Origin of the sequence: Silanimonas sp. (assembly GCF_027530345.1) — a bacterium.
In the GTDB taxonomy this organism is placed as follows: Bacteria; Pseudomonadota; Gammaproteobacteria; order Xanthomonadales; family Xanthomonadaceae; genus Silanimonas.
Genome location: NZ_JAPZQK010000029.1, coordinates 1 through 12,814 on the forward strand (window position 1 = coordinate 1; position 12,814 = coordinate 12,814).

The window sequence follows — 12,814 nt, forward strand, 5'->3', positions numbered from 1 at the left end:
TTTTCAGGCCGCCAAGCGCAAGGCGCGTGGGTACGGCCGATTCGAAACCATGCGCACCGTGCTGTTCCTGATCGCCGGGAAGCTCGACTTCCGAGGCATCAATCCCCATGCCGCATAACCCACTCGGATTTCAAAAGAGCCAAAATCCGAGGGCGTGCTTGGGTCGCTTTCAACCGCGCGTTTGAAACCGGCCGAATTTTTGGGCACGGATTGGGCACGGGATGGGCACGGAGCTCAACACATCGATCCGCTCAGCCGACCTTCGGGCACAAAAAACCCCGCAGAATCGCGGGGTTAGGTGTGGTGGCTATGGGTGGACTCGAACCACCGACCCCAGCATTATGAGTGCTGTGCTCTAACCGGCTGAGCTACATAGCCACGGGGGCGGGCATTGTCCACGCCGACCGCCGTCGCGTCAACCGGACGACTGAACGGACACCGTCAGACCCGGTCGCGACGCGGGATCGCCGATAATCGTAGGCCTCGCCTGCGCTTCGAGCCGACGCCCGCCATGAACTCCGCCCACCGCAAGCCGCTGCCCGGCACCCGCCTCGACTATTTCGACGCCCGCGAGGCCGTCGATGCCATCCGTCCCGGGGCCTGGGCCACGCTGCCGTACACCGCGCGCGTGCACGCCGAAAACATTGTTCGCCGGGCGGACGCGGTGTGCGTTCCGGACTACCTGCGCCAATTCATCGAGCGCAAGCGCGACCTCGACTTCCCCTGGTTCCCGGCCCGCGTGGTCTGCCACGACATCCTCGGCCAGACGGCGCTCGTCGACCTCGCCGGCCTGCGCGATGCCATCGCCGATTTCGGCGGCGATCCGGCGCAGGTGAATCCGGTGGTGCCGGTGCAGCTGATCGTCGACCACTCACTGGCCGTCGAATGCGGCGGCTTCGATCCGAATGCCTTCGAGAAGAACCGCGCCATCGAGGACCGCCGCAACGAGGACCGCTTCCACTTCATCGACTGGACGAAGCGCGCGTTCAAGAACGTCGACGTGATACCGCCGGGCAACGGGATCATGCATCAGATCAACCTGGAGAAGATGTCGCCGGTGATCGGTGTCGAGCAGGGCGTCGCGTATCCCGACACCTGCGTCGGCACCGACTCGCACACGCCGCACGTCGATGCGCTCGGCGTCATCGCCATCGGTGTCGGCGGCCTCGAGGCCGAGAACGTGATGCTGGGCCGCGCCTCGTGGATGCGCCTGCCGGACATCGTCGCCGTCGAGCTGACCGGCAAGCCGCAGCCGGGCATCACCGCCACCGACATCGTGCTCTCGCTCACCGAGTTCCTGCGCAAGTCGAAGGTGGTCGGCGCCTACCTCGAGTTCCGCGGCGAAGGTGCGGCGGCGCTGACGCTGGGCGACCGCGCGACGATCTCGAACATGGCGCCGGAGTACGGCGCGACGGCGGCGATGTTCTTCATCGACGGCAACACACTCGATTACTTGCGCCTCACCGGCCGCTCGGACGAGCAGGTGGCGCTGGTCGAGACCTATGCGAAGACGCTCGGCCTGTGGGCGGATGATCTGAAGACCGCCGAATACGAGCGCACGCTGCACTTCGATCTCAGCACCGTCGTTCGCACCATGGCCGGCCCGTCGAACCCGCATGCGCGCGTCGCGACGAGTGAGCTGGCCGCCAAAGGCATCGCGGGGAATCTCGCTGCCGCACGCGAGCAGGAGGCGCAGGGCCTGATGCCGGACGGCGCGGTGATCATCGCCGCGATCACCTCCTGCACCAACACATCGAACCCGCGCAACGTCATCGCCGCCGGCCTGCTGGCGAAGAAGGCGAACGCGCTGGGCCTCGTGCGCAAGCCCTGGGTGAAGACCTCGCTGGCGCCGGGCTCGAAGGCCGTGCAGCTCTATCTCGAAGAGGCCGGCCTGAAGACCGAACTCGAGGCGCTGGGCTTCGGCATCGTCGCCTTCGCCTGCACCACCTGCAACGGCATGAGCGGCGCGCTCGATCCGGCCATCCAGAAGGAAGTCATCGGACGCGACCTGTATGCGACGGCGGTGCTCTCCGGCAACCGCAACTTCGACGGCCGCATCCATCCCTACGCGAAGCAGGCCTTCCTCGCTTCGCCGCCGCTGGTGGTGGCCTATGCCATCGCCGGCACCGTGCGCTTCGACATCGAGAAGGACGCGCTGGGCCATCGCGCTGACGGCACGCCGATCCTGCTCAAGGACCTCTGGCCGACGGATGCCGAGATCGACGCCGTGGTGAAGCAGTCGGTGAAGCCGGAGCAGTACCGCAAGGTGTACGACCCGATGTTCCGCGTGGTGGTCGAGCACGGCGAGGCGGTGAGGCCGCTGTACGACTGGCGCGAGATGAGCACCTATATCCGCCGCCCGCCGTATTGGGAAGGCGCATTGGCCAAGCCGCGCACGCTCTCGGGCCTGCGCCCGCTGGCGATCCTCGGTGACAACATCACCACCGACCATCTCTCGCCGTCGAACGCCATCCTGCTGAACAGCGCGGCCGGCGAGTACCTCGCGAAGATGGGCCTGCCGGAAGAGGACTTCAATTCCTACGCCACACACCGCGGCGATCATTTGACGGCTCAGCGCGCGACCTTCGCGAATCCGACCCTGCAGAACGAGATGGTCCGCGATGCCGAGGGCAAGGTGCGCAAGGGCTCGCTGGCCCGCGTCGAGCCGGAGGGCAAGACGCTGCGCATGTGGGAAGCCATCGAGACCTACATGGAGCGCGGCCAGCCGCTGATCATCATCGCCGGTGCCGACTACGGCCAGGGCAGCTCGCGCGACTGGGCGGCCAAGGGCGTGCGCCTCGCCGGCGTGGAGGCGATCGTGGCCGAAGGCTTCGAGCGGATTCACCGAACCAACCTGATCGGCATGGGCGTGCTGCCCTGCGAGTTCCTGCCCGGCACCACGCGCCTCACGCTGGGCCTCGACGGCACCGAGACGTATGACGTCACCGGCGCCCGCACGCCGGGCGCGACGCTCACGCTGGTCGTGCATCGCAAGGACGGCAGCCGCGTGGAATGCCCGGTGCGCTGCCGCCTCGACACTGCCGAGGAAGTGGCGATCTACGAGGCGGGCGGTGTGCTGCAGCGCTTCGCGCAGGACTTCCTCGAAGCGACGAAGGCGGCCTGAGCGGAGTGCGTCTCAGTCGGAGAGACGCCGGGCGGAATACTGGACGGACGCGGCAACGAATCGGAGCTGAGGAATGCCCACGCTGAACTGGATTGGCAAAGACGCCGTTGTCAAGCACCACAAGGACGTCCCGTTCCGCTTGCTGGAACCCGTGTCAGCGCTGTCGGTGGGCGATGTCGACAGCGGCAACCTGATCGTGCAGGGCGACAACCTGCTGGCGCTGAAGGCGCTGCTGCCGCGCTATGCGGGGCAGGTGAAGTGCATCTACATCGACCCGCCGTACAACACAGGCAACGAAGGCTGGGTCTACAACGACAACGTCAACAGCCCGGAGATCCGCCGCTGGCTGGGCGAGGTGGTGGGCAAGGAGGGCGAGACGCTGGATCGCCACGACCGCTGGTTGTGCATGATGTACCCGCGGCTGATGCTGCTGAAGCAGTTCCTGCGGGAGGATGGGGCCATCTTCGTGTCGATTGACGACAACGAGGCGCCCAATCTCCGACTGCTAATGGATGAGGTGTTTGGCGCACGAAACTTCGTGACGGCGTTGATTTGGCGGAAAGTCGATAGCCCGAACGACAACAAGGTCTCCTTGACGCCCGACCACGAGTACGTACTCGCTTATGCGGCGAACAAGCCGAAGCTGTCGCTCTCGCAGATGTCGGCACCCGGAATCGTCGAAGCCTATGGTCAAGTCGATGACGCCGGACGCCGATACCGCGATCGTTTGCTCAAAAAGAACGGGCGAAACAGTCTCCGTCGTGACCGGCCGACGATGTACTTTCCGTTGACCGCACCGGATGGTTCGACGGTCTATCCGACGCACGACAACGGCGAAGATGCCCGCTGGGCGATGGGGCAGGACGGCGTAGCGAGGCACATTGAGGCGAACACGTTGATATGGAAGCAGCGGCAGCGCCAGGGGTCGCCTGTGTGGGAGCCGTACACCCGCGAATTCGCGCCCGATGATCCGCGTCGACCGTATCCCAGCCTTTGGGCCGACCTCCCCACCATGCGTCAAGCGAAAGCTTTCTTGAGGGGGGTGTTCAACACGACGGATCTCTTCGACACGCCCAAGCCCGTTGAACTGATCGAGCGCATTTTGAGGATGATGAACGATCGCAATGCGATCGTTCTCGACAGCTTTGCTGGATCAGGCACTACCGGTCACGCCGTTCTCAAGCTCAACGCAGAAGACGGGGGCAGTCGGCGATTTCTCATGGTGGAAATGGATGATTCGATCGCTCGCGACGTAACGGCGGCACGAGTCAGCAAAGTCGCTTCAGGTTATTCGCCGAACGAAGGCGAGGCCGTGTCCGGCCTCGGTGGCGGCTTTCAGTTCTGCACGCTCGGCAAGCCCCTGTTCGACGCGCGCGGCCACATCAGCAACGAGGTCCGCTTTGCGGAGCTGGCCCGCTTCGTCTGGTTCATGGAAACCGGCATGGGTTTGCCCGCGACCCGTGCCAGCCGCAAGGGCGCCGACACCACCAGCCCGCTGCTGGGCGTGCACGAAGGCGGCGCGGTGTACCTGCTGTACAACGGCATCCTGAAAGACCGCAGCATCGACGGCGGCAATGTGCTGACCACGCCGCTGCTGGAGCATCTGCCGGCGCACGAGGGTCCGCGTGTGGTCTACGGTGCCCGCTGCGCCATCGGCGCGGAGCGCCTGCGGGCCTTGGGCATCGTGTTCAAGCAGTTGCCCTACCACCTCCGGGTGGCCCCATGAGCGACGACACCCCGCCCCCCTCCGAGCTCCTGCTTTATCGGGGCCAGGATGAGCGCACCCGGCTGGAGGTGCGCCTCAGCGGCGATTCCGTGTGGTTGTCGCAGCGGCAGATCGCGGCGCTGTACGACGTGTCTGTGCCCACGGTGAACGAGCACCTGGCCGCCGCGTTCGAGGATGGCGAGCTTGAACCTGAACGAACTATTCGGAAATTCCGAATCGTTCAAGTGGAGGGCGGCCGCGAAGTGCGTCGGCTGGTGGACCACTACGCGCTGCCGGCCATTCTGGCCGTGGGTTACCGCGTCCGTTCGGCACGCGGCACGCAGTTCCGTCAGTGGGCCACCGAGCGGCTGTCCGAGTATCTCGTCAAGGGCTTCGCCATGGACGACGAGCGGCTGAAGCGCGGTCCGGACGACGGCTATTTCGAAGAGTTGCTGGCGCGCATCCGCGACATCCGTTCGTCCGAGCGGATGTTCTGGCGGAAAGTGCTGGACATCTATGCCACCAGCATCGACTACGACCCGTCGGCGGAAGCCAGCCAGCGCTTCTTCCAGACGGTGCAGAACAAGATGCACTTCGCGGCCCACGGCCAGACCGCGGCCGAAGTGGTGAAGGCGCGCGCCGATGCGTCCCGCCCGCACATGGGCCTCACCGGCTGGAGCGGAGGCGCGCCACGCAAGCAGGACGTTGGTATTGCCAAGAACTATCTGGACGCCGACGAACTGGACACGCTGAACCGCATCGTGACCGCCTACCTCGAGTTCGCCGAGCTTCAGGCCCTGAACCGCCGAGCGATGACGATGGCGGACTGGATCGCCAAGTTGGACGATTTCCTCCGGCTGGGTGGGCGTGAAGTGCTGACGCACGCGGGGACGGTGAGCCACGACACCGCGCAGGCGCATGCCGAGCAGCAGTACGCCCTGCTTCTTCAGCAGCGTTCGGCGTTGCCGTCGCTAGCGGAGAAGGCGTTCGAGACCTTGGCGAAGGCGTTGCCCAACGCCAAGGGCCGATCATCCGCATCCGGCAAGCGCCGAACGAGTGCCAAGGACAAGGACGCATGAAACTCAAGACGTATCAGGGAGAGGTTCTCGATCGCTTCGAGGACTTTCTGCGCCGCTGGCGGCACGAGGCGGAAGCCCAGCCGGGCACTCGTGAGGCCAGTCGTCGCGCCTTCGAAGCCTGCACGCTGGAGACCTTCAAGGTCCGGGTGCCTTATCACGCGCCCGTACCGCTGGCCGAGGACGACGTGCCCGTCGTGTGTTTGCGCGTCCCCACCGGGGGCGGCAAGACGCTGATCGGTGGCCACGCCATCGAGCGGCTGAAACGCAGTTTCCTGGGGTCGGTCAACACCCTCACGGTCTGGCTGGTGCCGACCGACCCGATCCGTGCGCAGACGCTGAAGGCACTGCGTACGCCCGGCGAATTGCTTCATGACGAGTTGCGCATCCTGCTGGGTGAGGTCGCGGTGCTTGACCTCGACGAGGCCCTTTCCGTGTCGCCCGCCGTTCTCGACAGTCACGACACGATCATCGTGGCGACGATGCAGGCCTTCAAGCAAGCCGATACGGAGCGGCTTTCGGTCTACAAGCCGAACGGGGCGCTGATGGACCACTTCCGCGGCATCGAAGGCAGCGGCTGGTCGCTGGTCGAGGCGCTTGCGCTTCGACGCCCGTTCATCGTCGTGGACGAGGCGCACAACCAGGGCACCGCGCTGGCGTTCGATACCTTGGCGCGCCTCAAGCCCTGCGCCGTCCTCGAGATGACGGCCACGCCTGACCGCCTTCACCAGCCCTCGAACGTGTTGGTGTCGATCTCGGCCTCGACCCTGCAAGGCGAGGACATGATCAAGCTGCCCATCGAGATGGCCGTGCACGCGGACTGGCGCATTGCGCTGCGTGAAGCGATTGCCAAGCTCGATGCCCTTCAGGCTGATGCCGACCAAGAGCGCGCGACGACCGGTGAAGTGCTCCGCCCGATCATGCTGCTGCAGGCCGAACGCCAGCAGCAGGACAACCCGGACGCCATGACCGTTGATCGCGTTCGCTCGGCACTGATCGAGCAATTCGGTGTTCCCGAGGCGCAGATCGCGCGTTCGGCCAGCGGCATTGACGAATTGAGTACTGTGGATCCCGCGGTTCTTCGCTTCGTGATCACCGCCGACAAGCTGCGCGAAGGCTGGGACTGGCCTGCGGCTTATGTGCTTTTGAGCTTCCGCGGGAGCAGCACTCAGGTGGCGCTGGAGCAGATTCTGGGTCGCGTCCTTCGGATGCCGCAGGTCACGAAGAAGTCTCGCCCGGCATTGAACCAAGCCTATGCGTTCGCGGTATCGGACAACCTCGCGCATGTTGCGGCCACCCTGCGCGATGGCCTCGTCCAGTCCGGATTCGAGCGGCAGGATGTGAACGATCTTGTCCGTACGGGCGCCTTGATGGCGCCGGCCGAAGATCTGTTCCGCCAGAACGCCAGCGTCACCGTGCCGTTGCCCATCGACGAGGGTCGAGTGGTGCTGCCGGATTTCTCCACGCTGCCGGAGGCGACGCGGAAGCGGTTCGAGAGTCGGATCGAGCTGTCCCCTGAAACCGGCAGCTTCACGATCCGTGGCGAATGGAGCCCGCGTGACCAGCAGGCCCTCAAGAGCGTTGCCCCGAGCGACTCGGCTCGAGAGGCGATCGAGCATGCGTTCGCCAGGCTTGCCGCCCCCGTTGAGGTTCCGGCGCTGACGCCCGCGGAGCGTGGCGAAACGTTTGCCGTGCCGCTGTTGGCGTGGCAACAGGGCGATTGGCTGTGCGACCTCGGGAGCGCACCCCCACTGGAGGGAACCCTCGCGCTCGCGGAGGTTGACGCCAAGTTGGACGGCTCGGCATTTCCGCTTAAGGTCGAGACGCTGCAGCGGGCGCGGCTGGGCCTTGGCGAGGCGGGCAGGCTGCGCCTTGATCCCTTGGAGCGGCTGGATGTCCAGCTGGGGCTGTTCAACCTGAGGGAGTCCGCGAGCCTCGAGGACTTGCTGTGGACCTTGGAGCGACGGCTTTCCGCCCCCGACATTGATCCGGAAGAGTTGGCCGCGTGGTTGTCGACCGCGCTTCGATTCCTGACCGAAGACCGGAAGCTGTCCATCGAAGAGCTGGTTTATCGGAAGTCCCGGTTGTCGGACGCGCTTGCGGAGCGCATCGCTAGTTCACGCGCCGGCGGACACCGTCAGCGCTTCTTGTCGCTGCTGGAAGATGAGGCAAGGCTGTCGGCAACTGAGCGCCTCCAGTGTGTTTTCCAAGCGGGGCGCTATGCGTGGGATTGGCAGTACAACGGCTTCGTGACGTTGCCCAAGCACTTCTTCCCCCAGATTGGCAATCTGAAGTCGACCGGCGAGGAGTTCGACTGCGCCAACTTCATTGCCAACACCTTGGAGGGTGTGCAGGACTGGGTGCGCAACGTCGAGCGCAAACCCGGTGCCTTTTCTTTGCCGACGTCGAAGCATCGCTTCTACCCCGACTTCCTCGTGCGGATGACGGACGGTCGCATCCTTGTCATCGAGTACAAGGGTGCTGATCGCTATGACCAGCCAGAGCAGGCCGAAAAGCGCCGTATCGGCCAACTCTGGGCGAGGCGAGCCGGCGATCGCTACCGTTTTGTCATGCCCCAATCGCGCGACTGGGCCATGATCCGTGCCGCTCTTGATGGATAAACTGCAATGACCCTTCGACCCCAGCTTCGCATCCCCGCCACCTACATGCGTGGCGGCACGTCGAAGGGCGTGTTCTTCCGCTTGGCCGATCTTCCCGAGTCCGCGCGCGTGCCCGGCCCGTCGCGCGATGCGCTGTTGCTGCGCGTGATCGGTTCGCCGGATCCCTACGCCAAGCACACCGATGGCATGGGTGGTGCGACGTCGAGCACCAGCAAGTGCGTGATCATCGGCCCGGCCACGCAGGCTGGCCACGACGTCGACTACCTCTACGGCCAGGTCAGCATCGACAGCGCCTTCGTCGACTGGAGTGGCAACTGCGGCAACCTCAGCAGCGCCGTCGGGCCCTTCGCGATCGCGAATGGCTTCATCCCCGCCGACCGCATTCCGCGCGACGGCGTGTGCACGGTGCGCATCTGGCAGAAGAACATCGGCAAGACGATTGTTGCTCACGTCCCGATCCATCAGGGCGAGGTGCAGGAAGACGGTGATTTCGAGCTGGATGGCGTCACCTTCCCCAGCGCCGAGATCCCGCTGGAGTTCCTTGATCCGGTGGACGAAGGCGATGAGGGCGGCGCGATGTTCCCCACCGGGAATGTCGTCGACACGCTCGACGTGCCGGGCGTGGGCACGCTGCAGGCCACGATGATCACCGCGGGCATCCCGACGGTGTTCGTGCGCGCGGCCGACATCGGCCTCAACGGCACCGAGCTGCAGCCGGCGATCAACGAAAGCCGCGAGCGTCTTGCGATGTTCGAGGCCATTCGCACCGCCGGTGCCCTGCGCATGGGCCTGATCAAGAGCCCGGAAGAGGCCGCCAAGCGCCAGCACACGCCGAAGGTCGCCTTCGTCGCGGCGCCGGCCGACTACGTCGCGTCCAGTGGCAAGGCGGTGAAAGCGGGCGACATCGATCTCGTTGCCCGTGCGCTGTCGATGGGCAAGCTGCACCACGCGATGATGGGCACGGCCTCGGTGGCCATCGCCACGGCGGCGGCCATCCCGGGCACGCTGGTGAACGAGGCCGCCGGTGGCGGGGCCCGCGAGGCGGTCAACTTCGGCCACCCCAGCGGCACGATGCGCGTCGGCGCCGCGGCCGAGCAGGTCGACGGCCAGTGGGTCGTGCGCCGCGCGCTGATGAGCCGCAGCGCCCGCGTGCTGATGGAAGGCCACGTGCGCGTTCCCGCCGACGTCGTGGGCGACTGAGGATGCTGGAAGCCCTCGGCATCGGCGCGGCGCTGCTGTTCGGCCTGGTGGCCCGCGCCGTCGGCCTTCCGCCGCTGGTGGGCTTCCTCGCCGCGGGCTTCGCCCTCCATGCCGTCGATGCGCGTTGGGACGTCATCAGCGAGGCCGGCGTGGCCACGGTCGAGAACATCGCGCACCTCGGCGTACTGCTGCTGTTGTTCACCGTTGGCCTGAAACTGAAGCCTGGGCAGATCGCCCAGCCTGCGGTGCTCCTCGGCGGGCTGGCACACGGCGCGGTGGTGGTGGCGGTGTTCGCGCCGCTGCTCGTGCTGTGGGCGGGCGTAGGAGGCAAGGAGGCGCTGCTGGTCGCTATCGCGCTGTCGTTCTCCAGCACGGTGCTCGCGGCGAAGATGCTTGAGGGCAAGCGCGAACTCTCTGCGTTCTATGCACGGATCGCGATTGGCATCCTGATCGTCCAGGACCTCATCGCGCTCGCCGCGCTCGCCCTGTGGGGCGGAAAGACGCCGTCGGCCTGGGCCCTGCTGCTGCTTGGACTGCCGTTGCTTCGCCCGCTGCTGTACCGGTTGCTCGACCGCTGTGGCCACGACGAGCTGCTCGTGCTCGCTGGCCTCGGGCTCGCCGTGGTGTTCGGTGGCATGGGTTTCGCTGCGCTGGGCCTTTCGGGTGAGCTCGGTGCGCTGGTGGTGGGCGTGCTGGTCGGCGGCCACGCGCGGGCGCGCGAGCTCGGCCACGACCTGTGGGCGATGAAGGAGGTTTTCCTCGTTGCCTTCTTCCTGTGGATTGGTCTCGCGGGCTTGCCGACCGGCCGCGACTGGCTCATCGCCGCGCTGCTGTTGCTCGCGCTGCCGCTGAAATCCATGCTGTTCTTCGCCCTGCTGCTGGCCTTCCGCCTGCGCGCACGCAATGCCTTTCTCGCTGCGCTGTCGCTCTCGGCGTACAGCGAGTTCGGCCTCATCGTTGCGGCGGGCGTCGCCGGCCTGGAAGACTGGCTGACGCCATTGGCCCTCGCCGTGGCCCTGTCCTTCGCGGTCGCCGCGCCCTTGAATCGCCACGCGCAGCGCCTGTACGACCGTCTGGAACCCTGTTTGGTGCGCTTCCAGCGCCACACGCGCCATCCCGACGAGATCGCCCCGGGCCTCGGGCACGCCGAAGCCTTGGTGTTCGGCATGGGCCGCACTGGCACGGCGGCCTACGACCGTCTGCGCGATGCGATGGGCGGGGTGGTCGGGCTGGACGCCGACCCGTTCCGCATCCGCGAGCACCAGGAGGCCGGGCGCGACGTGGTGATGGTGGATGCCGAGGACGCCGACGTCTGGCGCATCGCCGACCTCGCCTCGCTGCGCGTCGCGGTGCTGGCGATGGATGCCATCGACGCCAAGCGCGCGGCCGCGCGGCACCTGCGCGCGCGCGGCTTCCGCGGCCCGATCGTCGCCCATGCGCTGTACGCCGACCACGTGGCCCTGCTGCGTGCCGATGGCGCGGACGAGGCGCACCTCACCCTGCACGAGGCCGGTCGCCATCTCGGCGAACAGGCCTTGCATCGCCTCGGTGGACACACCGAGGCTTGAGGCTTCTCTCGCCGCTGTGGCATGGTGAGCCCATTGAATTTGGAGCCCGTACGGTGATCGATCCGGACGGTTACCGCCCCAATGTCGGCATCATCCTGATGCGCGACGACGGCCGCCTGTTCTGGGCCCGTCGCGTGCATCGCGACGGCTGGCAGTTCCCGCAGGGCGGAATGAACAGCGACGAGACGCCGCTCGAGGCCATGTACCGCGAGCTGCAGGAAGAGACCGGCTTGCTCCCCGAGCACGTCGAGCTCCTGCATTCCACGCCCGGCTGGCTGCGCTACCGCCTGCCCTCGCGCTGCGTGCGTCAGGGCGAGAAGCCGCGCTGCATCGGCCAGAAGCAGGTGTGGTTCCTGCTGCGCCTCGTGGCCTGCGAATCCAACGTGCGCCTCGACGCCAACGAGAAGCCCGAGTTCGACCGCTTCCGTTGGGTCGACTACTGGTATCCGTTGGAGCACGTCGTGCACTTCAAGCGCGACGTCTATACGCGGGCGCTGTGCCATGTGGCCCCGGCCGCCCGCGTCTTGGCCGGCAATGAGGCGGTGCCCGAGCCGGCCTTCCCGGCGCCGTTGGGCGAGGCGCGGAGCCGTCGCCAAGCCTGAGCCTTCACGCCGTCGACCGGGCGCTGAATCCGGCAACTGCCGGGTGGCCCTGGCCCTTGACAGCCCGCCACTTGCGGCTTGTAATGCGAACTGTTCGTATTACTGGATGCAAGCCGTGTACGTCTGCGTCTGCAACGGAGTCACCGATCGCGATATCCAGCGGGCCGTCGACGAGGGCTGCGACAGCCTCGATGCGCTTGCCGCGCGCACGGGTTGCGGCAGCACCTGCGGCTGCTGCCGCGAGTACGCGGAAGAGGCCATCCTCCAGGCCAAGTCGATGAGCCTCGGCCTGCCCGTCGCCGCCTGAAGCGTCCTCGCGGCGCCACCCCGATCCGGTCTTCACTTCGCGTCCATATCGCGCAGCGATTCGCGTTTACGCGTGCGCTGAGGCGCGGCGCTAGGCTTCGCGCACCACGCGCCAAGGAGCAGCCGACATGAAGGGCGACCCGCAGGTCATCCAGCACCTCAACAAGGTGCTCTACAACGAACTCACCGCGATCAACCAGTATTTCCTGCATGCGCGCATGCTGAAGAACTGGGGCTTCAAGGAACTCGGCGAGCACGAGTACCACGAGTCGATCGACGAGATGAAGCACGCCGATTGGGTCATCGAGCGCGTCCTATTCCTCGAGGGCCTGCCGAACCTGCAGAACCTCGGCAAGATCATGATCGGCGAGACGCCGAAGGAAGTCTTCGAGTGCGACCTCAAGCTCGAGATGATCGCCATCCCGGACCTGAAGGCCGCCGTCGCGCATGCGGAATCGGTGGGTGACTACGTCAGCCGCGACCTGTTCGCGAAGATCCTCGCTTCCGAGGAGGAGCACGTCGACTGGCTGGAAACGCAGCTCGACTTGATCAAGCGCCTCGGCGAGGGCCCGTACCTGCAGACGACGATGTCGAAGGACTGATCGCCGCGAT

General features: G+C 66.2%; 9 protein-coding genes and 1 tRNA gene. 9 read left to right on the forward strand and 1 reads right to left on the reverse strand.

Annotated elements, in window-relative coordinates; translation table 11 throughout:
- Window positions 1–301: 301 nt before the first annotated feature.
- A tRNA-Met gene (locus O9255_RS13130) sits at window positions 302–378 on the reverse strand.
- A gap of 133 nt (window positions 379–511) precedes the next feature.
- On the opposite strand from O9255_RS13130, the gene acnD reads away from it, so the two are divergent.
- The 9 genes from acnD (at window position 512) to bfr (ending at window position 12,804) form a co-directional block, all read left to right on the forward strand.
- The gene (acnD, locus tag O9255_RS13135; RefSeq protein ID WP_297867320.1) at window positions 512–3,124 is read left to right on the forward strand and encodes a Fe/S-dependent 2-methylisocitrate dehydratase AcnD; all 2,613 of its coding nucleotides are present in this window, start codon (window positions 512–514) and stop codon (window positions 3,122–3,124) included.
- Window positions 3,125–3,197: 73 nt separating this feature from the next.
- A complete protein-coding gene (locus O9255_RS13140; RefSeq protein WP_297867321.1) occupies window positions 3,198–4,850 on the forward strand; it encodes a site-specific DNA-methyltransferase in 1,653 nt (550 codons plus the stop codon).
- On the forward strand, window positions 4,847–5,908 hold the full coding sequence (locus O9255_RS13145) for a virulence RhuM family protein (RefSeq protein WP_297867322.1): 1,062 nt from the start codon (window positions 4,847–4,849) through the stop codon (window positions 5,906–5,908). Before O9255_RS13140 ends, O9255_RS13145 begins: the two co-directional genes overlap by 4 nt.
- The gene (locus tag O9255_RS13150; RefSeq protein ID WP_297867323.1) at window positions 5,905–8,526 is read left to right on the forward strand and encodes a DEAD/DEAH box helicase family protein; all 2,622 of its coding nucleotides are present in this window, start codon (window positions 5,905–5,907) and stop codon (window positions 8,524–8,526) included. Before O9255_RS13145 ends, O9255_RS13150 begins: the two co-directional genes overlap by 4 nt.
- A gap of 6 nt (window positions 8,527–8,532) precedes the next feature.
- Window positions 8,533–9,726 (forward strand): 2-methylaconitate cis-trans isomerase PrpF, encoded by a 1,194-nt coding sequence (gene prpF / locus O9255_RS13155; RefSeq protein ID WP_297867324.1) that lies wholly within the window; start codon window positions 8,533–8,535, stop codon window positions 9,724–9,726.
- A gap of 2 nt (window positions 9,727–9,728) precedes the next feature.
- Window positions 9,729–11,294: a cation:proton antiporter gene (locus O9255_RS13160; protein WP_297867325.1), complete on the forward strand. Its 1,566-nt coding sequence runs from the start codon at window positions 9,729–9,731 to the stop codon at window positions 11,292–11,294.
- Window positions 11,295–11,347: 53 nt separating this feature from the next.
- Entirely contained in the window at window positions 11,348–11,896 is a 549-nt protein-coding gene (locus O9255_RS13165; RefSeq protein WP_345781381.1) for an RNA pyrophosphohydrolase, read from the forward strand.
- Between the two features lie 115 nt (window positions 11,897–12,011).
- On the forward strand, window positions 12,012–12,203 hold the full coding sequence (locus tag O9255_RS13170) for a (2Fe-2S)-binding protein (RefSeq protein WP_345781382.1): 192 nt from the start codon (window positions 12,012–12,014) through the stop codon (window positions 12,201–12,203).
- 127 nt (window positions 12,204–12,330) lie between these two features.
- Window positions 12,331–12,804 (forward strand): bacterioferritin, encoded by a 474-nt coding sequence (gene bfr / locus O9255_RS13175; protein ID WP_297867327.1) that lies wholly within the window; start codon window positions 12,331–12,333, stop codon window positions 12,802–12,804.
- The last annotated feature ends 10 nt before the right edge of the window (window positions 12,805–12,814 follow it).